The sequence below is a fragment of the Rhodopirellula sp. J20-39 genome (assembly GCF_057365095.1).
This window is the reverse complement of sequence record NZ_CP195123.1, coordinates 2,079,061-2,100,667: the sequence shown is the minus strand read 5'-3', so window position 1 is coordinate 2,100,667 and position 21,607 is coordinate 2,079,061. Positions and strand designations below refer to the sequence as shown.

General features: G+C 54.7%; 17 protein-coding genes. 5 read left to right on the top strand and 12 right to left on the bottom strand.

What is annotated here, in order from left to right; genetic code table 11:
• Positions 1-18: 18 nt before the first annotated feature.
• Entirely contained in the window at positions 19-390 is a 372-nt protein-coding gene (locus ACR3ZL_RS07540; protein WP_473648494.1) for a histidine kinase, read from the bottom strand.
• 103 nt (positions 391-493) lie between these two features.
• Between ACR3ZL_RS07540 and ACR3ZL_RS07535 the strand changes: the two genes are divergently transcribed.
• The gene (locus ACR3ZL_RS07535; protein WP_473648495.1) at positions 494-805 is read left to right on the top strand and encodes a FliM/FliN family flagellar motor switch protein; all 312 of its coding nucleotides are present in this window, start codon (positions 494-496) and stop codon (positions 803-805) included.
• Between the two features lie 322 nt (positions 806-1,127).
• Here ACR3ZL_RS07535 and ACR3ZL_RS07530 read toward each other — a convergent pair whose 3' ends face one another.
• From ACR3ZL_RS07530 to ACR3ZL_RS07515, 4 genes are all read right to left on the bottom strand, one after another.
• Positions 1,128-1,379, bottom strand: coding sequence for a hypothetical protein (locus tag ACR3ZL_RS07530; RefSeq protein ID WP_473648496.1), 252 nt, complete (start codon positions 1,377-1,379; stop codon positions 1,128-1,130).
• 24 nt (positions 1,380-1,403) lie between these two features.
• On the bottom strand, positions 1,404-1,640 hold the full coding sequence (locus tag ACR3ZL_RS07525) for a hypothetical protein (RefSeq protein ID WP_473648497.1): 237 nt from the start codon (positions 1,638-1,640) through the stop codon (positions 1,404-1,406).
• Between the two features lie 223 nt (positions 1,641-1,863).
• A complete protein-coding gene (locus tag ACR3ZL_RS07520; protein WP_473648498.1) occupies positions 1,864-5,523 on the bottom strand; it encodes a protein kinase domain-containing protein in 3,660 nt (1,219 codons plus the stop codon).
• Between the two features lie 167 nt (positions 5,524-5,690).
• Positions 5,691-6,806 carry a DUF6666 family protein gene (locus tag ACR3ZL_RS07515; RefSeq protein ID WP_486173338.1) on the bottom strand — a complete coding sequence of 372 codons (1,116 nt, stop codon included), beginning with the start codon at positions 6,804-6,806 and terminating at the stop codon, positions 5,691-5,693.
• Between the two features lie 572 nt (positions 6,807-7,378).
• Between ACR3ZL_RS07515 and ACR3ZL_RS07510 the strand changes: the two genes are divergently transcribed.
• Positions 7,379-8,362, top strand: a complete 984-nt coding sequence (locus tag ACR3ZL_RS07510; RefSeq protein ID WP_473648500.1) for a type I phosphomannose isomerase catalytic subunit — start codon at positions 7,379-7,381, stop codon at positions 8,360-8,362.
• Positions 8,363-8,523: 161 nt separating this feature from the next.
• Here ACR3ZL_RS07510 and ACR3ZL_RS07505 read toward each other — a convergent pair whose 3' ends face one another.
• On the bottom strand, positions 8,524-9,717 hold the full coding sequence (locus ACR3ZL_RS07505; RefSeq protein ID WP_486173337.1) for a DUF1559 family PulG-like putative transporter: 1,194 nt from the start codon (positions 9,715-9,717) through the stop codon (positions 8,524-8,526).
• A 72-nt stretch (positions 9,718-9,789) separates the two neighbouring features.
• A complete protein-coding gene (locus tag ACR3ZL_RS07500) occupies positions 9,790-9,957 on the bottom strand; it encodes a hypothetical protein (protein ID WP_473648501.1) in 168 nt (55 codons plus the stop codon).
• A 274-nt stretch (positions 9,958-10,231) separates the two neighbouring features.
• Here ACR3ZL_RS07500 and ACR3ZL_RS07495 point away from each other — a divergent pair, with 274 nt between their 5' ends.
• Entirely contained in the window at positions 10,232-11,722 is a 1,491-nt protein-coding gene (locus ACR3ZL_RS07495) for a Gfo/Idh/MocA family oxidoreductase (protein WP_473648502.1), read from the top strand.
• A 48-nt stretch (positions 11,723-11,770) separates the two neighbouring features.
• Here the strand turns inward: ACR3ZL_RS07495 and ACR3ZL_RS07490 are convergent, their stop codons facing one another.
• The 3 genes from ACR3ZL_RS07490 to ACR3ZL_RS07480 form a co-directional block, all read right to left on the bottom strand.
• Positions 11,771-13,222 (bottom strand): ankyrin repeat domain-containing protein, encoded by a 1,452-nt coding sequence (locus ACR3ZL_RS07490; RefSeq protein ID WP_473648503.1) that lies wholly within the window; start codon positions 13,220-13,222, stop codon positions 11,771-11,773.
• Positions 13,223-13,288: 66 nt separating this feature from the next.
• The gene (locus tag ACR3ZL_RS07485) at positions 13,289-14,632 is read right to left on the bottom strand and encodes a DUF1552 domain-containing protein (RefSeq protein WP_473648504.1); all 1,344 of its coding nucleotides are present in this window, start codon (positions 14,630-14,632) and stop codon (positions 13,289-13,291) included.
• Positions 14,629-17,160, bottom strand: a complete 2,532-nt coding sequence (locus ACR3ZL_RS07480; RefSeq protein WP_473648505.1) for a DUF1592 domain-containing protein — start codon at positions 17,158-17,160, stop codon at positions 14,629-14,631. The genes ACR3ZL_RS07485 and ACR3ZL_RS07480 overlap by 4 nt, the downstream gene beginning before the upstream one ends.
• A 615-nt stretch (positions 17,161-17,775) precedes the next feature.
• On the opposite strand from ACR3ZL_RS07480, the gene ACR3ZL_RS07475 reads away from it, so the two are divergent.
• Complete coding sequence (locus ACR3ZL_RS07475) at positions 17,776-18,849, top strand: prenyltransferase/squalene oxidase repeat-containing protein (protein ID WP_473648506.1); 1,074 nt, start codon at positions 17,776-17,778, stop codon at positions 18,847-18,849.
• A gap of 102 nt (positions 18,850-18,951) precedes the next feature.
• Here ACR3ZL_RS07475 and ACR3ZL_RS07470 read toward each other — a convergent pair whose 3' ends face one another.
• Together ACR3ZL_RS07470 and ACR3ZL_RS07465 are read right to left on the bottom strand one after the other, a co-directional pair.
• Positions 18,952-20,457, bottom strand: coding sequence for an MlaD family protein (locus ACR3ZL_RS07470; protein ID WP_473648507.1), 1,506 nt, complete (start codon positions 20,455-20,457; stop codon positions 18,952-18,954).
• Positions 20,454-21,059, bottom strand: coding sequence for a paraquat-inducible protein A (locus ACR3ZL_RS07465; RefSeq protein ID WP_473648508.1), 606 nt, complete (start codon positions 21,057-21,059; stop codon positions 20,454-20,456). The genes ACR3ZL_RS07470 and ACR3ZL_RS07465 overlap by 4 nt, the downstream gene beginning before the upstream one ends.
• A gap of 137 nt (positions 21,060-21,196) precedes the next feature.
• Here ACR3ZL_RS07465 and hisI point away from each other — a divergent pair, with 137 nt between their 5' ends.
• Entirely contained in the window at positions 21,197-21,607 is a 411-nt protein-coding gene (hisI, locus tag ACR3ZL_RS07460) for a phosphoribosyl-AMP cyclohydrolase (RefSeq protein WP_473648509.1), read from the top strand.

Here is a 21,607-nt window from a genome sequence, read left to right as displayed (position 1 = left end):
CCGGGTAATTCCGTGGTTCTAAAACAGACTCGATAGCGCCGAATCAAACTGTCCGCGAGTGAGGACGGTTTCGATTCCTGCCTCACGAGCCGCCTTCAACCTTGCGATCTGTACGTGCGGTCCGTAAGCAATCACGCGGGCGTTGGGACAGTGCTTTCCGCACAAGTCCATCAGGCCATCGACCACCTTGGACCGCGTCGATAGATCCACCACTACAAAGGACGCGTCGCCCGCGTCTTCGGGAACATTACCAGACAAACGGAATTCACGGCCCGCGTTCTCCGCCGCCGCACGCACGCGTGATGCGAAGATAAGATCCCCGGACAAAAACACCACTTCCCCGTTGGACGGTGTGGAATCGGAATCGTTTTGTGGGGTGTTCGAATTCATGCGGTTTTGCCAGTGGCAAGAGTAACAAGGTTCCAGGCGTCGAATCGCTCAAGTCGTTGTGACCGGTACGACGATAACTGGTGCAAAGGACTCGCCGGAAATCATGACCGATACAGCAACTGCCACAACCGAAAACGCATCCAAGGTGACCCCGGCGGGTCAATCACCGATGCCCTATCGTGACAAGTTGCTGTCGATCAAGGCACCCGTGACGGTCGTCTTGGCGGAAAAAAAAGAGACACTCCGCAACATTCTAAGGCTCGTGCCAGGCTCGATGCTGACGTTCGACACCCACTGCGACCATCCGCTGGAACTCAGCGTCGGCGGTCACGTGATTGCCAACGGCGAAACGGTCAAGATCGGCGATAAATTCGGGATCCGGATTCGCGACATCGGTATCGAAAAAACCGAGTAGGGGATTCCGGTGTGTGCTGCACCGGATCTTCCCAAGGCCAGCCAGCGCCATCTTCCTGTTCGAAGTGGCCACTGGTTCCAGAGCGGTTCTCTCTCAGCGTGATCTTCCAACCCGGCAAGATTCGCTCGACAGCGTTCAGTGACAATCGGTGCCAAGACGCTCGGTGCCAAAAGAAAGCGAGCGGATTGCAAGCGTGCAAGCGATTCGGAAACAGCTACCGAAGGTCCCGACTTCGCGGGTACCTGCTTCCTGGGTCCCGATTACACGGCATACAGAATTTCGGCGTGGCAAGCCGCCATCAGGGCGAGCAGCAAACCCGGCTCTAGCCTGTGAACTTTTCTAACAACTTCGCTACCGCCGCCGGATCGTCCGACTCGCGAAGCGCCGAAATCTGGTCCTCTTTCAAACCGATCTTTTCCAGGTGACTGGCCAATCGTTTCCAGACCGTCAGGCGTTTCTTGCCTTCGCTAAGATACAGCTCGGTAACGGCCTCTTGAGCCTTCTGCAGACCGATTGAATCGCGATTCTGGTAGTAGTTGCGGATGATCCGCTCTTGGTGTGGTGTGCGATTCATGGTCGTTACCGTGCAGGTGCTTAACTAGCGATTCAGCTTTTCTTCCGCCGTTGCGGCCCGCAAAGCGGCTGCTTCGCGAGACAACTTGAACTCCGGCCCAGCCGGGAAGTATTGCACGTCGTCCTGCAAATAGTAAGGACTTGGCAGCGTTTGGCCGTTCAGAGAAACCTGACAGCCCGTGCTGGATACCATGACGGCTGCAAAAAGAAGCCCAGCGAAAGATGTGGTGACGAGTCGTCGCATGTTCATCGTTTGTGTCATCTGGATTCGCCCCAACGCGATGGAATTGCCGCCCGTGGCAGCATAACTGTGTCCCGGTACAAAGCGGCATTTCCTTGCCTCAAATCGACCGGTGGCACAATCGTTATCGGCGGCACAACCGTTTCATCTTCAATCCATTTGCAGAATTTCGTACTTCATGGCCCCGGCCGATGCCCATCTAGCCCGTCCCGCGATCGTCTGAAACTTTGATTTTACGGGTATTTTACGATTCGATCGGCTGCGGGGGAGGCGACTGGACCAAACGGCGTGTTCTCATCCCGGGGACTCCAGGAAGGTCAAAATACTCCACAAGGTCGCTCAAACCCGACGATTGCCCCTCGAATTCCGCATCCGTGTAAACCGATTCGGTCAAAACGGTGTCCCCGCCGACACGGTCCGAAAGTGCGGAAACCGCCCGAACGGTACTTCCGAAATAGTCCAGTTGATTGTTTTGCGTCGTCACGAGCGTCGGCCCGCAGTGGATCCCAATCCCCACTTCCATCTCGGCAATAGCAAGCTCGGCCAGCTCCGATCGCAGACGTTTCGCCGCCGTCACCGCGTTTTTTCGAACCACAAAGGTTGCCAATGATTTCTCACCGATCGTTTTCACCAACGCACCGCCTGAACTAATCACACAGCGTTCTAAAACCGAATGATGTTGCTGAACGACGGCATAGGCTTCGGCATCGCCGAGTGCAGAGTAGAGGCTATCAATGCTGTTGATGCTGGTCGCCATGAACGCCATCGTCTCCGTTGCAATCGGATTGCTGTCGGCGAACTTTTGGTGCGGAAACAATTTTCGAAACATAGGATGAGCGGAAGCCGCCGCGGCGGTCACCACGTCACCTCGCGGAATCATGCGTTCGATCCGCAAAATCTGTCGCGTCGGCAAGTCGTTGTGCAACGTCAATGTTTGACGGCCTGCTCGCAACTTCGGGATGTGGTTACTGGTTCCCAAGGACGACAATGATGCGTCCCAAGTCGACGGTGCCGAACGGGAATGCACTCGAATGCTTTGCGTGTTGGGAAGATGAGGGCCTCGCAGCAAATAGTCACCAGAATCCAAATCAATCGGTAACCGCAAACACTCACCTGCTTCCATCCGTAGTTGAACAACCACGTGCGGGGAATGTTCCGGACCACCCACGCAATATTGTCCGGAATTCGCTTCCCGGATTTCCGGATGCGTTTGAAAAACCATTTCGATCGCACCAGCAAGGTTGGACTGGAAATCGACGTCACAAGCCTCGCAATGAGTGTGTGCATCGATATCAGCTAGCACTTGTTTCGTGTCGGCGGAAACACGGCACGTCGGACAAAGGATGTCCCAGTGCAAGTTCAGGATCCCTAAGTCAGCCGCAATCAAACAAGCGTCGATCATTTCATCGCCAGCGACCTTACCGTGATCTGCTAGTGCTAAGGGGCGCATGCTGGCCAGTTCTTGAGCCGAGCTTTCGCGGATAATCGCAGCCAAACAGTTTGCAACCTCGGGGCTCACACCCGCCTCGACAAGCTGCTCGATACGCTGTCGCAGCCGGCGATCTTGAGCGGCTGACATACGCGGTGTGACAGCAAACGGATCGCTACCTTGATTCGCTTGCAACTTCCCTTGCAATGCCCGATCCATCCGCTGGTAAACCTTGGTAAGGTTCCGAAATCCCTTCCAGTCTGCTTCAACGGTGGCCAACACACGTCCTAGCCAATTACGAGGTTCGATACGAACCTGATGCGACAAACTCGTTCCACCATCCGGACGCGGCGTCAGCGTGACAACGCTCATGAACCACTTCATGGGGCCACTGTCAAACTCGCGAAGGATTCCCATACGCTGCCCCTCGATCCACTCGAACGGGTGTTCCTCCCAAGTGATCTTGATACCGCTCAGCGTGAACGACCCAAACTTGCGAATGCCGAACTGAGGGTCTTTTTCAGTTCGATACTCGGCGGGTGGCAAACCGATCGCTTCATTCAAGCGTTCTGTATTGGACACCAGTGGCCAGAGTTTCAGCGGCTCGCTCTCTAAATCCCAAGCTACTGTCTTTTCCCAGACCCTTTCTTGGTCATGCCCAACAGGCAACCGAGGATGAGCCTGCACGTCGGATGCGTCACCTCGCAACAGTTGCAACAGGTCCGCTAGCAATTGCGAAGCGTCGCCATATCGCTGCGAAGGATCCTTGGCCATCGTTCGTTGCACGATCCGGCTGGCTGCATCACTCACCTTGGCGTTGCGTTTCTGCACCGCTGGGATGGGATCCGTACAGTGCATTGCCGCGAGCGTTATGAATTCATCCGATTCGTACGGTACGGATCCCGTCAGCAACTCGAAAAGAGTGACGCCAATTGAATAGACATCTGTTGTCGGTCCCAATTCAGCCGACGACTTACACTGTTCCGGCGACATGTACTTCGGGGTCCCCACTACCGTTCCCGCGCGAGTCACCTCCATCGACTCGGATTGATGAACGTGCCGAGCGATCCCGAAGTCCGTTAACATCAATGTGAAATCAGAAATAGGACGTTGCGACAACGGCGTCTTTTCCGCACCCGTCTCGATTGCGTGACATCGCCGCAGCAACACGTTTTCTGGTTTAACGTCACGGTGAATTACGCCCTGCGAATGAGCGTCCACCAAGGCTCGAGCCATGTCAGCAGCAATCCGCAACGCATCCGCTTCGGACAATTCCGCGTGGCCTTTAAGCCATGTCTTCAAGTCAGTGCCATCGACGTATTCCATCGCGAAGTAGTGCACGCCACCTTCTTCGCCAACATCGATCAAACGAGTGATATGGTCATTCTGGATGTCCGCAAGCAGGCGAGCTTCTTTAGCAAACCGGCGTACTGCGTGAGCAATGTTCTTTCCATTGGCTCGCAATATTTTGACGGCTACGGTCTCTTCGTTGGATAGATCCAAAGCTCGGTAAACGGCTCCCATGCCGCCTTCACCGATCAGATTATCGATTCGGAATCGTCCTAATTGCTTTGGAATATCGACCACTTCGTTTAATTCGAAAACGTCGCTTACATCCAATCCAACATCAAAAGCGTCTGTCGCTGAATTCGAATCGTCAACCATCGGGATTGGCTTGAGCGGCGCATCCAGGACGCCCGTCGTTTCCAGCGAAGCCGATTGTGACCCGAAGTCCTCCAAGATGGATCGCCACTGACTTAGCGATGGTGCAGTGTCATCTTCATCGAAGTGAATCCATTGCCGAAAGATTGCTCGCTGGCGACCACCAAGTCGAGTCGACACATCCGACGGCAGCGGAAGTTCCAATGCATCGCCCACCAACCATGCAAACAGCTTCCGCAATCCATCCAGATCATGCTCGACCGAAAGCTCTGCTTCCGTACTTTTTCCCGAACCGATATCGTCGTCTAGAGTATCGCGATTCCCAGCGCACCGTGTTGCAGTGAAATCGACCGACAGACGAGGACGATGAGAATCGGAAGTGGAAGGGGAATGGAAGTCAACAAGAATGCTTGATGCGAGGAAACCACCTTGATGTAAACCAACCTGATGAGCAACTTCGCACGCCTCAACGATATCCACTGCGATTTGAAGCTTTTGAAGTAACTCCAACTCGCCAGCCAAACTAACGAGTTGGTCCGCGACCGGATCAAGATGCTCGGGAACCTGCAACCCGAGCTCAGCAACAGCACCGTCGAAATTCGAAAAGAGCACCGGACGAATACTGTGATGCGTGATCAACGAAAGCAGATCAATCTGCCGCGAGATCTGCTCTCGTCGCTTGGACGTAGCTCGATTCATCACACGAAGTTCAAAACTACCGCCGTCGTATAACGCGTCACCATCCTTGCCTTGCGAAACAATCCGCATGGGTCTTGGTGAAACGTTGAGGTCTAACGTTGCATCGGTGGACATAAATCGCATCCCAAACTGTGCTTAACACTATCGATGGGCACCACACCAACGCCGGACGCGTCGCCACTCAACCCGCTGCACTGCCACCCAATCTAAAGCTTAAGACGATGGCAATGGCTAGAAATCCAGATCCATTTCAATCTCGAGGTGAATCCGCAGCCTACCCGCTACGGAACAAGATCGACGGAAAAGCTAGTAGGTGCCGCTACCGACATCATTGGGGCATAGGTAGCACGATGAGCCCTTCTTGCATTTCCGAACGGATACCAAACCAGTCCTAGGAACGCGTCGACGGTTCCTGTATCGGCTGGGGTTATCAAATTTGTTTCACCATACATCGCCAACGAATCATTCAATGGAGCAAGAAAGTCCGCACCGAAGAGTACGGCGTCCTCGTGAGCGGGTGCCGCACCAAATGCCGCATTGGATTCTCCATGTTCTTCCGCCAATCCTAACCAAACCGTTCCTTGAACGCCTGATTGAAAGAGATGCCGTACAAAAAACGATCCCTGGTTAATGGTCTGCAATGTGACCAAATTTCCATTGAATTCAGCAGTGTCATCGAACGCTCGCAGCCTTCCCTGCAACCCGACCTGGGTTTGAGCGGTCATGTCATACGAAACTCGTCCGCGAAACTGGCCCAACGAAGTGTTGTCAAATCCTTCTTGGTATTGGTAGTCCATGACCACTCCGACGCCCCACCGCCCGGAACGGCGAAAAAGCCCCAACGTGGTGTAGCTTTGGAACCGAGTTGTTGCCTCACCCAGCAACTCGAAAACCTGCACCGCGTTATCAGTCCAAGTCAGTGCCGATCCAATTTGAAAACCAATGCCATACTGTTCAAACAAGGGCGCTGCGTACTGACCACGCAAACGAATGCCTAAGTCGGCATTGACTCCATAACCTTGCGGTTGTTTCGATCCATCGATCGCAGCTAAGAACGATAGCTGTTCCAGAGGATGCCTTTGTGAATGGCAACTGCATTGCCCGATCGACGAACTGCAACGGTCGCAGGAAGTCGATTCGCTCACCATCTCGGTGAAGTTCACCGGCTCTACTTTCGAATCGACGTACAGGTCCAATGGATCGATGAACCACGGACTGTCCGAATGGCGATCTTGCTCTGCAACGATCAACTCCGGTTGTCCGTCTATCAAGACGCCCGAAGCTGGATCTTCAGCCCGGATGATTGATGCATCGCTCGCCAAAGCGATACACAGAACGGCCACGGCGATCCAGTTCCAAGATGACAACGAAAACATGTCGGTTGCGGATGGACTCATTGTCAATTTCCTCTGTCGAACGACTCATCCGCGTCAACTCGAAACCAACTCGAGCAATGCCAGTTGCATACCTGACTGCGATTGCAATAGTGATACTTGTGAGGGCAGTGCGGCTTATCGTGCAAGTTTGCCTGATAGCGATGGTATCGACCGGCCCCACTGCCCGAGTCGTTCCAATTCTTCCGATTCGATCGATCGTTGACACGGACTTAGACGCGACCAACACAACCGGAATATTTTACAGAGTCCCCAAACATTGCCGCCCTTCAATACGTTGGCGGTCTAGCGCATGTGCGAGACGACTGACGCAGTGACGAAAATCTCACGAAGCAGCCGAACACCTCACGGCAACTCATTTGGATGGAGGAACTGAATCTCCAGCGCTGAGTGACTTGTCGTTGGCATTTGGTGGCTTGGTATCAGCAATTGCTCGCAGCCAACCATCACGCCACTTTTGCGATTTCTGTCCATGCAAGCCTAATATTCGCGGCCATTGAGGTGGCTTGTCAGATTATCCGGATTGTGGCCCAATAACGGCCTCATTCCGGCTCCACCTATTGGATTTCGACAAGATGACTCCCTATCCACTTCAATTTGCTCCGCTTATCAAGCAAACCATTTGGGGCGGTCGACGTCTTGGAACGCATCTGCACAAGCCGATTGGGGACGCCGAAGACTACGCCGAAAGCTGGGAAATCGTCGATCACGGCGACGATCAAAGCGTGGTCACCAACGGTCCTCTCAAAGGCCAGCCCCTCAATTCCCTCGTTCAGCAACACCCCGAATGGTTGATGGGTCAGCGATGGGTGGCGGCCAATCGCGGGACAAACTCTTTCCCATTGCTGTTGAAATTTCTCGATTGCAATCGAGTGCTGTCGGTTCAAGTCCATCCCGACGACGCCTACGGAGCGACGATGACGCCGCCCGACTTAGGAAAAACGGAAGCCTGGGTCATCTTGGCGACCACGCCCGACAGCGTGATCTATGCCGGACTGAAACCGGATATCGATCATCAAACCCTGCGTGATTTAGTGGCGGCCGGTCGTACCGAGGACGCACTTCACTCGTTTCACCCCGAGCCCGGCGACTGCGTCTTCATCCCGGCCGGAACCGTCCACGCACTGGGCGGTGGTTTGCTGGTGGCTGAAATTCAACAATCCAGCAACACCACATTCCGATTGTTCGACTGGAACCGGCTCGACGCCAACGGCAACTCGCGCGAGCTGCACATCGAACAATCACTCGAAGTCACGGACTTTGAAAGTGGCCCCGTCGATCCGATCCGCGCGACGACCGAAACGGGAATCACCGAATTGGTTTCGTGCGACAAGTTTGATCTGACATCAATCCGCAACACGGACTGCGCCGTTAACGAACATGACCGATGCCAATTGATCACCGTTGTCGATGGCACCGCCGAACTTACGTACGATCGAAGTTCGATGGAGCTAAACGCTGGTGACAGTGTCTTAGTGCCGGCGGAATTAAAAGCGTTCTCGATCAATGCCTCCAGCGGACACGTTCTGCAAATGTCACCGGCGATTGCAAAAGTCTGACAATCTCTCATGAGACGTCATCTCCAAAGCTAACATTGTCTTCGCTAAAGCTTGGTCAATAGTTAGCGCTGAACAGTTTTGCTGCTTGGCCGGTCGTACAAGCAATCTTCTTGCCGCGATGGCAAGAAGGTTCTATAGAATCGTTCGACGATCAATCGAGATTAGAATTCCTCAATCGTCTCTTTCATTGCGCGAGTTCCCAACGCCCCCCACAAACCGAATGGGCTTGCCCTGCCAACTTGAGGACGGATGTTGTGATCACCAGCTTCGATCGAATCGGTGATAAAGCGAATCGCGCCGTCACCCATACAAACATGAGCTCCTCCCTGGTGACGACTACCGACAGTTGACAGCCCCTGCCCCTTGTCACGGTTTCGAACGCACGACGGTTTATTGGGTGGCAAGATGGTTTGCACAGATGTGTACAACAACCGGGCATCACCCCAGACGAATCCGCGAGCGGACTTGCCGGCGCTGTTAGAACACTGAGTCCCCGACTTGAAGAACTGCGGCCGATTCACGTCGACTCGGTCCAGGCAAACTTGCACACTCCAGTCCGACGCACTGATCAAAGCGTTATCCGTCAAGTGGGCCACGTTTGCATTAACTTCGTTCGCACCAAGACTTGTCGCAATTTCGCCTGCCATGATCGTGTTCGATAGCCCGTCTAGCACATCACGGAAACGAGTCGAATGACGCATCCAGAACATGCCTCGGTTAGTGCCACGAGCTTCCACTGCTGCTGACGAATCGTCAACCAAATTGGTTCCACCGATTCCCGCATCGGAATCGTCTGGACCTTCATAGAAGCCTCGCTCATTACGTCCGCCACCATTGGTCAACCGCATGTGATCACCGATGCATGCACCGTAATTGCTGCGACCATTCGCTGGCAATCCGAAACCCGGATCGCTTGGGCATCGGAACGCAGGAATATCAGTCATCCAAGGTGTGAATGATTGATCCCAAGGCTGTGGCCCCATCGGTTGGAACGTCGTCCCATCGGAGTCAACACCAGTCACAATGTTCTCCCAAATCGCTTGTTGCTCCACAAATGGCGTGATCGCTACTAACCAGCTCAAATAGAGCCGAGCAGTGGATTCACTAGAGTTAGCAGGTACGAATGCGGTCTCTGCAGACCCACAACCTTGCTGCGGCAATTGATTAAAAGCGGAATGGTAGTTATGCACTGCCAAGCCTATTTGCTTGAAATTGTTGCTACAACTCATCCGACGCGCAGCCTCTCGTGCAGCCTGGACAGCGGGCAACAACAGCCCCACCAAAACGCCAATAATTGCAATAACAACTAGCAACTCAACCAATGTAAAACCGACTTTTCGTGTCTGAAATCTCATGCGTGCTCTCTTCATCAATAGAAAGAAAAATAGGGGTAAAACAGAATGCTCTTAACATGCATTCGAAACTCACTACTCGTTCATGTATGCCTCGTATTCTTCGTTGGCGATCCGCAAATCCTCGGCCTCTTTAGCGGAAAGCTGATCGGGATCGACGACCGCAGAGGAACCACCATCACACCCAATCAAACCGACAACAAGAATCAAAACTCCAACGAGACCGAAGCATTTTCTCAACACTAAACAACACCTTTATGTAAAACGGACAAACAAAACCAACGCTTGCGATGCATCCACAAAGAGCCTTTTGGGAACACCCAAAGCCCTTGCGAGCAAATCACAAGAGAAGTAAAAAGGGGGTATCGAGCTACCGAACCTGTAACTAACCCGACCTGCGTTGCATCTTTTGCAACAAATTCCAGAAGTTTCGCTAAAGAAATCATGTGGCACTGTTTCACTAGTGCCCACTAAGCGAGACAACTGGAAACGCAGCCCCTAATACAGTTCAAAGCTCATGACATTGATTAACCAAGCTCCTTCAGGTTCAATCCAACGCCGCTCCTTTTTAGGTGGAATCGCCGCGGGGATCGCAACCGTTTCCACACCACTGCGAGTTCACGCGGCGGCGTCCATTGACGAAATTCGCGTTGCGGTTCTTGGTGCTGGCGGGAAAGGCAGCCAGTTGGCCTCGTACTTCGCGAAAGCGGACGGAGCAAAGGTGATGATGGTCGCTGATCCTGACCTCCAACGCGCTGAAACAACCGCAGCGTTGTATCAGGCAACCGCCGTCAAAGATCTTCGTAAGGCTTTGGACTCACCCTCGGTCGATGCCGTCGTTATTGCGACCTGCGATCACTGGCATTGCTTGGCTGCGATCTGGGCGTTGGAAGCGGGAAAAGATGTTTACGTTGAAAAGCCACTCGGACATAATCAGTGGGAAGGACGGCAAGTCGTCCGCACTGCGGCGAAGCATAACCGAATCGTACAGCTGGGAACGCAACAACGCAGCGATCCGATGCAAACCCAGATTCGCGAGTTCCTGCACACCGAGAAAGGCCTCGGGGAAATTCAATACGTCCAGGCAAACCGCCTGGGACTGCGAGGTCCGATCGGTAAGCGATCCGATGCACTCCCCTTCCCAAAAGAGGTTGACCAGGAATTGTGGTTTGGGCCCGCCGCGATCGAGCCGATCTATCGCAATCAATTGCATTACGATTGGCACTGGGACTGGAACACCGGCACCGGAGAGATGGGAAATTGGGGCGTCCACATTCTCGACGATGTCCGAAACGTGGCCTACCAAGACAGCCAAGACCTGCCGGATCGCATCACGGTGGGTGGTGGTCGCGTCGGCTGGAATGATGCCGGCGAAACACCCAACGTGCACTTTGCGTTGCTAGAAACCAAGACGTTCCCAACGATGATTGCACTTAGCAATCTACCAACCCAACCCAAGCAAAAAGGGGCGTGGAAGGTCAGTAGCACATCCTCACAACAAGCTTGGCCTAAAGAAGCTCCGAGTAGCGGCTATGTGATCGTTTGCGATGGTGGCTATTTCCTCGGCCAACGTGGTAGCGGCAAAGCGGTCGACCAAGGCGGCAAAGTGATCCGAAAGTTCCACGTAGACTCGAACATGATTGCACTGCACGTCGATAATTTTATCACGGCGGTTCGAGATCGAAACGCCTCGGTGTTAAACGCGCCGATCGAAAACGGACACTTCAGTACCGGATGGTGCAACCTCGCCAATGTCGCATTTCGTGCTGGCAGTGCTTTCTCCCAGGAAGAACTGACGTCACAAACCGCGGTTCCCGAGTGGACTCGGTTGATTGACGGAATGACATCTCGCCTGACACAGTACGGCGTTGACACAGCGGCCTTAAAGTCCACTGCAACGCTAGTTCACGATGCCAACACGGAAACCTTCGTCGGCGAAAAAGCCTATGCCGCAAACCAATTCTTGCGTCGGGAATATCGCCATGGATACGAGATCAAAGCGACGTAGTTACGACTCGAAGAAGGATCCGAAGCCTACACTCGCTCAACACCGCATCTAAGGATTCACCGACGGCTTCGGTGCGTCCTTGGAGACCGCCAACGCAGCGTCGAGCGCAGCGATGGTTTCCGGAGACGGTTTGACGCTGCCTGGACGCTTGCCACGACCAATGTCGTGCGGTGTCCAACGTCGCCGATTAGGTCGATTCCAGATTTGCGGGTCCGCACCCAGACGAGCCAAAGTGGTGACCGTGCTGGGGAACGTTCGCAACGCGGCACCGTGCATGGCGGTTTCTCGATTCTGATTGACCGCGTTGGGATCCAACCCGAGACCAACCAGCAACTCAACCGCGGTGTCCACTTCTTGGGGTGTGCCAGGCTCTTCACCGACAGCAATGACTCCTACGCCAGCCGCCGCCATCAACGCGGTCGTGCCAACAGAATTGGGGATCGAGGGATCCGCTCCCAGCTCCAAGAGCAACTTCATAAGCGACAAATCGGCTCCGCGAGCAGCCAACAAAAAGGGAGTCGCCCCTTTCGGATTCAAGCGTTGTCCTCTCGATTTCCCCGAAGTCAGCCGCAAATTGACATCCGCCCCCAATTGGACGATTTCACGTACGAAAGCGAGCGTATGAAACGCCCCCGTGATCCGGGGAGCAGGATCACCTTCGGCGGAATCCCCTAGCTCGGTCCGGCGCACCCAGGTGATTGCGTGCAGGGGCGCAAAGCCGCTGCGTTGATCGTTGGGATCGGCGCCGCGACCGACTAGTTTCAATGCAAGTTCTAAATGCCCGCTTTCCACGGCCAACAACAGCGCCGACATGCCCTTACGCGGATTTCGACCGCTCGTTTGCTTCGGCTGCATGATCGCGTTGACATCCAAGCCCGCATCTAGCAATCGCATCACCACATCGGATCGTCCATTTCGAGCAGCGAACATGATCGCGGAAAAGTCAGACCGTGGCAGCCTTGCATTTAGGTCCGCGCCGGCCTGGATGAGTTCGTCAACAACTTCAACGTTGCCCGCAGCGGACGCCCACATCAATGCCGTTTGTTGCCGGACTTCCCGCGCATCGACTTGTGCGCCATGATCAATCAGATGCTTCACCGCCCGCACATCGTTGGCCAATGCCGCCAGCATCAACGGCGTTTCCTTCCCCAACCGAGACAAACTTGGATCGGCTTTCGCAGCCAACAATGCAATCACCGCGTCGGTATTTCCATACTCGCACGCCAAGCTTAGCGGGGTGACTTGATAATCGTTGGTCGCATTGACATCGGCCCCGGCGTGAACCAACGAATCGATCGCTTCGGCTTGGTTGTGGAACGCCGCCCAGTGCAGCGCCGTCGCTCCATCGGCTTGGATTTCGTTGGGATCAGTTTCAGCAATGGCAAGTCGGCTGGACATTTCATCCCAACGTTTCTGCTCAGCAAGATCAGAAAAACTCGACTGGGCAACCGCCGATCCTAACCACATCAGCAACACAACGCATTGCAATACCTTTCGCATGAAAATGGGCTCGATCGTTTTGTTGCAGGAGGAAATGAAAGCAAAAGGACAGCGTTGAGTGCCGAACTAATTCAGCGTGACTGGATCAAAGAGGTGATCGATCGTGCCGGTGCTGTCGGCAAACGTTTCCAGCGGAACCCCCACTTGATTGAGCAAAGTGAGATGAACATTTGACAGCGGCGTGGTCTCTTTAAACGCCAAGTGACGGCCTCCTTTCATCCCGCCCGCCGCGCCGCCGGCGACCAAGATTGGCAAGTTGGTGTGATCGTGCGCGTCGGAATCCCCCATGCCGCTTCCATACATGTACAGCGTATGGTCCAACAAACTGCCGTTCCCCTCCGGCGTGTCAGCCATCCGCTTCAGAAAGTCGGCAAACAGCGACACATGATACTGGTTGATCTTGGCAAGCTTTTCCAACTTCTTGGGATCGTGCCCATGATGGGAAATTGGATGGTGTGGATCGGGCACACCGATTTCGGGATAGGTCCGTGTACTGGCTTCGCGAGCAAGCTGGAAAGAAACGACGCGTGTGATATCGCCTTGAAACGCCAATAATTGCAAGTCGAACATCAACTTGGCATGCTCGGCAAAAGACGCCGGAACGCCAATGGGTCGATCCAAATCAGGCAGCGGATTGTCGCTCGCGTTTTCTTCGGCCAATTGGATCCGGCGTTCCACTTCGCGAATGCTATCTAAGTAGCCATCGATTTTATTGCGATCGCTCGCACCCACCCGCTTCTTGATTCGATGAATCTCTTGAGTGACCAAGTCCAACAGGCTGGAACGTTTGCGACGAGCCTGGGCCATTTGCTCCGGCGTGCCACCCTCCCCGAACAAGCTTTCAAAGACCAGTCGAGGATGCGCTTCGGACGGCAATGGCTGCGTCGGCGACGCCCACGAAAGACTGTTCTGATAAACACACGCGTAACCGTTGTCGCACTGCCCGACGGTGGACAACAAGTCCATCGATAATTCCAACGAAGGCAACTGTGAATCCTGGCCAATGTGGCGAGCGGCAACCTGGTCAACCGTCGTACCGCTGCGATAGTCACTGCTCTCGGTGCGTTTCGCACGAGCAGCGCTCAAGAACGTCGAGTTCGATGTCGCATGCGATCCAGGATAAGCGTTCTTCAAATCGGTATTCGTGATCACCGTCAATTGATCCTTGACGGCTTCCAATGGCTGCAAGCTCGATGGCAACTGATCAAGCGACTCGCCCTCGGGGGTCCATTGTTCCGGGCTGTACCCCATCGGAATGTAGATGTAGCCGATCCGTTTTAGCTTTTCAGGGTCCGCAACGGTCGCGGCCGAAGCGGTCATCGCTGGAACCATGGCGTCCAGTAGCGGCAATGCAATCGCAGTACCGGAACCGCGAAGTAACGTCCGTCGGGAAATTGACATACGTCTCATGGTTGCGTTATCCGTTTGCGAAAGGGATCGCTCATCGCGATGCCGGTGATAATGGAAGACAGTGTGTTGTTTTGGGTGGATGCGAAATCAACGACCCGCCGAATCGCAGGTCCGTCATCAGGCTCCACTGATCGGCCCAGTGCGTATGTCATCAACTTTTCGGTCAAGGTTTGCACGAACACAGCGGGACGAGCCACGATGCCCGCTTCCAGTTCATCAACCGAACTCAAGCTGGAACCGTCGGGAAGCTGACCGCTGGAGTCAATTGCTAGATCAGATTCAAATTCACGCCAACGCCCTACCGCGTCAAAGTTCTGCAAAGCAAAACCAAGCGGGTCCATCCGATCATGGCAGCTCGCACAAGCCGGATTGTCGCGGTGCGCGGCCAAACGCTCACGCAACGTGGTGACTTCGATCGGTGTGTTCTCTTTCAAGTTCGGAACATTGGCCGGCGGCGGAGGCGCAGGGGTTCCAAAGATGTTCTCTAGAATCCAATTGCCACGAATCGTCGGTGAAGTTCGTGTCGCATAAGACGTCGCCATCAAGATACTGCCGTGACGAAGGATCCCACCTCGACGACTCGATGGCGACAAAGCAACCTGCCGAAACTCGCTGCCCTGAACACCGCGGATACCGTAGTGGGTCGCCAGCCGCTCGTTCAAAAACGTCGAATCGGTCGTAATCAAATCCAGCACACTGCGATCATTCTGCAGCACGTCTTGGAACAACAACTTGGTTTCCTGCACAAACGCCTGACGTAGATTGTCATCGAAGTCCGGGAACATCCGCAAATCGGGCGTGATCGATCCAAGGTTGCGAAGATACAACCACTGCGATGCAAAGTTATCGACCAGGGCGACCGATCGCTTATCGGCTAGCATCCGATTCACTTCATCCTGCAGAACATCTTCGCGTTGGAGCTCACTCGCGGCCGCGAGTTCAAGCAAACGAGCGTCAGGCAAACTGCTCCACAAGAAATACGAAAGTCGCGAAGCAAGCTCGTAATCGCCAATGCTCACAACTTCCCCGCCAACACCATTGACCTCGCGGTGACCAGCGTCCTTGTTGCGACCAGCGTCCAGTGCAACGGATTCACCACCGGCTTCGATACGAAACAAGAAGTTCGGATTGACCAGAATCGCCGTCAACGCGGACTCAACGCCTCGTTCAAAACCGCCTTCGGCTTCCCCTGCATCATAGAATTGCGAAAGAATTTCCATGTCACGATCGTCCACTGGACGTCGATACGCTCGCTGTGCCAAGCGTGCCAAAATTCCTTTGGCATCTTCCCGGCCAAATGAGCCGGTGCTGGAATTGTGAGCGTATTCAGGCCCAAAGATCAATTGACGACTGGCGGTCATGCCCGGATCGTGGGCAGCAAGCGACTCCTCGTTTGCCTCGCGGTTTTCGGTTTGCAATGGACCAACCAAAGAAACCTGAAAGATCGCTGGAGTCAGCCGGGGATGACGGTGACGATTGAAGTTCGCATCGAACGGCTGTCGCTTGCCTTCGTTCAAGGACGAAAATGTTTTCGGGAACGTAACACCCACCGAGCGACTGCCTGCTTGGATTGGAATCCGCGTGTGCAAGTGCGAGTCGGCGTGAGTGAAATCGTTTCCATTCCAGTCACCCTTGGCCTTGATGGGTTGAACTCGAAAGCGGTGAACCTGGTCTCGGTCAATCAGCACGTCGATATCGTGCGGCCGATCCAGGCCTTCGATTTTCTCATCGCGATCACGCGTCAACTTGATTTCGATTTCATACGTACCGGATTGATGAAAGTGATGCTGAAAGATCAATCCGCCCCGAGTACCAAATGGTAAACCAGCGACATGAGCCTCCTGGGAACGATCGGCGGGTTGCCGAATGGTGACGCCCGCCGGTCCGTTGCCGCGTCCGCCCACGGCCGCACGGCTGATACTTTGCCCCGCCGTCAGATAGCGGTTTAAGTGCGTCGGCGAAAGTTCGCCAACCGTGATGTTGTCAAACCCATGGCTGGATTCATCCTTGGGTAGATAGTCGGCAGCATCGATTTCAATCCCCAACAAGTCGCGAATGGAATATTGATATTCAAGTCGAGTGAGTCGGCGAATCGTCGCGACCTTGCCTGGGCGAGGGAACTCGCTGGCATGGTGATCCAGGACCGTTTGCAACGTTTCAGCGATCGCCTCGTATTCCGACTCGTCCGGCCGATCGACACTCGGCGGTGGCATTTGCCGAGTTTGGATGCGGCGCAGGATTTTTTCCCAAGCCGAATTCTTGAAATCGGGCTGCGCAAACGCCTCGGAAGAGAAGTCCACCTTATCCAGATCGAAACCGCCTTCGGCATCACCTGTCCCATGACAATCACGACAATGGTTGTCAACAAAGTCCGCGATCCGGCTTAATCCCGCGTTGATCGAATCGCTTGCGGCCGCACTGGATAAGACACCACCGCCCCATAGCAGGATCGCTATCGAACCAGCCAAGCATGCACTGCTTAACCAGCTTGGAGACCGCAACGAAAGATTCAGCGACGGAGCACTCATCGTTTTGCGACCACTTGGTTGCCGACCACAGAAAGTTCAACACCTGAAACTGGAGCCGTGGACGGAACGACAAGCTCGTTTAACTCGAATCGCACCGGAGACTCGAATGCTCTTCCATGACGGTCACCCCCAAAAACAAGTGTGTTTGAGAGGCGAGAGAGGACTTTCACGGAATGCTGCAGGGTCCGTTTCATGCACAAAGTCGCAACCATTATGGGTGGGAGGCGTTGTTCGCCGAAATGGGGTAGGCCGTGGCGGGGGTAGGAGCGTCTACTTCCGATGTTCCAAGCAAGTAATTCGCACGCCCTATTCTGGTCGTTTCTCCACCAACAATCAACAACCGCGGACTAACTTCCGCTAATCGTACGCAAGGGGCCTCTCGCAACCAGCCGTTTCGATCGAATCGGCCCGACAGGAGGACTTCCTTCACGTTCAAGCGTCCCGTGCGCGTTTCGGCTGCCCCCTTTTAATCTCAAGGCCGTCGCACACTTTCAAAGCTCTGCTGCACTTAAGCTGGCCCAAACCTAGTGATCTACCGTAAGATAGTGCTGTCTGGAGGGCGTACAGGATTTCCCTAGCTCATCCAAAACACTTCCAATTTCAAAGCGGAAAACCATGCCTCGCTCCTTCCTTGATCGCCGGCAATTCATCCACCGTTGTGCTGCGGCGGGAAGCCTGGCTTTGGCATCGTCGACCGCATCATTAAAAGCGCGGGCCGAAAGCTCTCGATCTGCTGTGCGGTCCAATGCCAAATGGGAAAGCTCGATCTCGCGAGGGCTCGACTGGCTAGCGGGACAGCAATCTTCACGAGGACAATGGAACACAACGGTCTATCCCACCGCGATGGCCGCCTTGTCTGGCACTGCGATGATCGCCAGCGGCAGCACGACCACCCAAGGTCCTTACGCTCGCCAAATCGCTAGAGCGGCTGATTTCATCATCAGTAAGTCTCGTGGCAACGGCTTGATCGGCGATCCGCAAACCGATTCTCGGTACACATACGGCCACGGTTTTTCGATGCTGTTCTTGTCACAGGTCTTGGGCGAAGAAGGGCTGCTGGACCGTCGAGAAGAATTGGTCGATGTCTTGACCCGCGCCGTCCAGTTCAGCGGTAACGCCCAAACCGCGGCCGGCGGCTGGGGCTACGTTTCGGCTAAGGAAGGCAATGATTTCGACGAAGGAAGCACAACAATCACGCAAGTCCAAGGCCTTCGTGGTTGCCGAAACGCGGGTATCCCCGTCAGTAGCGAAGTGATCGACAAAGCCAAAGAATACATCTATCGATGCAAGAACCCCGATGGCGGCATTAGTTACAGCAGCCGCCAAACGGGCAGCAGTCGCCCAGCCATCACCGCCGCGGCGCTTGCCGCGTTGTACAACGCCGGCGACTACGACAGCGAACACGTTCCTGAAATGTTGAAGTACAGCAAGAGCACGCTACACGACATCAGCGACTCTACCGCAGCTTTCGGGCACTGGCATTACACGTATTTGTACTACAGCCAGGTGGTCTATCGCCAAGGTGACGAGCTATGGCTTCCCTTCCGCGATCGCTTGTACGACCGAATCGCGGCGGAACAAGAGCCCGACGGTTCTTGGGAAGGTCAAATTCACCCTGTGTACGTCACCGCGTGTAATCTAACCATGCTGCAATTCGACCGCGGCTTCCTACCGATCTACCAGCGGTAGAGCAGGTCGATCAGCCGTGGGCTCGATAGTTTCACATGGCGTGCGAGCATCGACGCTTGGTTAACAACATCGATCTGTCACCGATCGTCACGACAACCATCATCACCACGTTGCAATCCGCACATCGCCCGGGCCCACGATTAGCATCCCGATGCATTTTTCGTCTTTGGCCGAGAGCACTGGAGCACCGTGCCAAAGGTCCTTACTCAGCGTTGACGATCGGCTTTTCCAGTAGCCGGCTTCTTCCACCAAGTCTTCGGCACCGATCATTTCCAGCAACGTCGCCGTTTCTTTGGTCGAGTGATCGGACGCTTGAGAATTCCGCACCACGAAGCAGTCTTCGATCTTGCTAGGTCGCCGCAAACGTTGACTAACCAAATTCAGCGAGCGATAACCGCCGACCAAACTTGCATCCAGCGGTACCCGCACGAGCAGATCGTCGCGGACCTGAGTTTCCTTTGCGTCCACGCTATTAGGGCTTACCGCCAGCGTTTCGAATTGATCGCCCAGTCGAGCTTGTAGGACATACGAATCGTCGATCGCGGATGCTCGCGACAGCAAGAAATCACGTGGCATGACTACTACCGAACGTCCGGCTTCATCCATCACCAAACCCAGTGCCGTCGCGGTTCGAGCGCGGGTGAAGCCGAATTGCCTCTCTCGCCAAGTCGCTCGCAGATCCACCGTTGGCGGAATTGGATACTGCAAAACGTTGATCGCCGCTTGCGAGTCAAGCCAAGCCGGATCGGCACGTTCGTGCAACTCAAACACCGTCCCCGTCTCGATCGGTTCTCGCGGCGTCTCTTCACCTCGCGAAGGCCCAGGAGTTGCAAACGCGACGCCTCCCCGCAGCACCGTTGCCAGCGACTGAGCGGAAAACTCAAGTCCCTTTAAGCTGACCGCGATATCAATCCCACTGGTTTTCCAAAATTTGGTCCGTTCCGAAACCAAGTGCTGGTGCGGCGCAACAATTTGCACCGTCGTGTCGACATGTTTGGCATCGGGTGACAAACGACTCGACAACACACGCCCCACTTCGATGCCGCGAAAGGTAACCGGCGAACCAACCGACAACCCGTATCGATCTTCGCCCCGCAAGACCACTTCGCTGCCGCCTTGCTCAGCTCCTTCCGGGGGCGCGATCGACATACCGTCAAACACACTTTGAGTCGTCGGCCCTTTCCCCGGTAAAACTCGCACGTACTTTGCACCGATCGCCGTATCCAATCCACTCACACCGTCGAAGTTCAATTGCGGGTGAACAATCCAAAACCGCGAACCTTCACGTGCCACACGGTCCGCGTGCTGTTGCAGTTCACCAACCACTTCGATGCCGGCTAAGTCAGGCAACAACCGCACCTCCTGGACCGTGCCGATTTCGATTCCGCGGTGCCGAATAAGGTCCCCCGGCGCCAGCCCATGACCTTGATCAAAACGGATGGTGATTGTTCGCCCCGGTGTCTCCAACGATGCCCAAGTCAGTCCGACGGCCAACAACAAACAAACCGCAGCCACCCACCACATTCGTGATACCGCAGCCGCTTTCTTATTAGCCGCACCGCCCACTTGCGATCGCTCGGCCATCGGAATCGAATCGAGTTCACTCATGCGGTGGTATCCTTCCAAAGAGAATGAGGGTCAAACGAAAGCGAAGCAATCATGCTCATGGTCACGCATGCCGTGAACGCGATAACCGCTGGTCCAAAGTCAAAGTGAACGAGGTTGCCAAGCTTCACCAGCATCACCAAGAACGCTAACAGCATGACGTCCATCATGCTCCAGCGGCCCGCATGTTCCATCCACCGTAGCGTCGCTGCTTTATGCCGCGCATGTAAAAGTTGCAGACACGACAACTCCAATAGCAACACCAACTTGGTCATGGGGAACAAGATCGAAAACAGCAACACGACGGCACCGACAAAGTAGTTCCCCGTGCTTAACAATTCGATGGTTCCCGACAGCACGCTTTGCTCATGATGCCGTCCTAGTTTTTCGATCGACAAGATGGGCAACAAGATCGCCGGCCAGAACAACACGAACGCCGCAAATGCCGCCGCGGCAGTTCGACTTGCGGACAACTCGGCTGACTTGCCCGATCGCGCAGACACAATCGGAGTCCGGCAGCGAGTGCAGATCGCACTTTCACCGGCCGCCAAATCGGGCAACCGGTGGATCAATCCACAACAGTGACACGCCTTCAAGTTGGACATCAAACCTCTCAACTTTCACGTCGAAACAAGCATTTCGGAATCCGTTCGCCGGCATTGTATCCTGGAAAGCGAACCGCGTCCCTGATACCGTTGTCGGACAAATCATCGCCACCGCCCTTTTTGTTTTAGTTTCCGCCATGTCATCTCTTTCTGACTCCGCTTCGCCCAATTTTGACGCCGGGGTTCCTTGCGAAGCCAGTGGCGATCGACTGCTGCCCGCGATCGCCCAAGACGCCGAGAGCGGTCGGGTATTGATGATGGCTTGGATGAATCAAACGGCCTTCGACGAAACCATGCAAACCGGCCGCGCCGTGTACTTCAGTCGTTCGCGAGGAAAGCTATGGCGAAAGGGCGAAACCAGCGGCCACCAACAAACCGTCCGCAAGGTCCAAGTTGACTGTGACGCGGATACGATCTTGCTACAGGTCGATCAAGTGGGGGCCGCATGTCACGAAGGCTATGCGAGTTGCTTCTTTCGAACCGTGGCCGCGGACGGATCGGCAACCGTCGAAGAACCACGTTTGGTCAATCCAGAAGACGTTTACTAA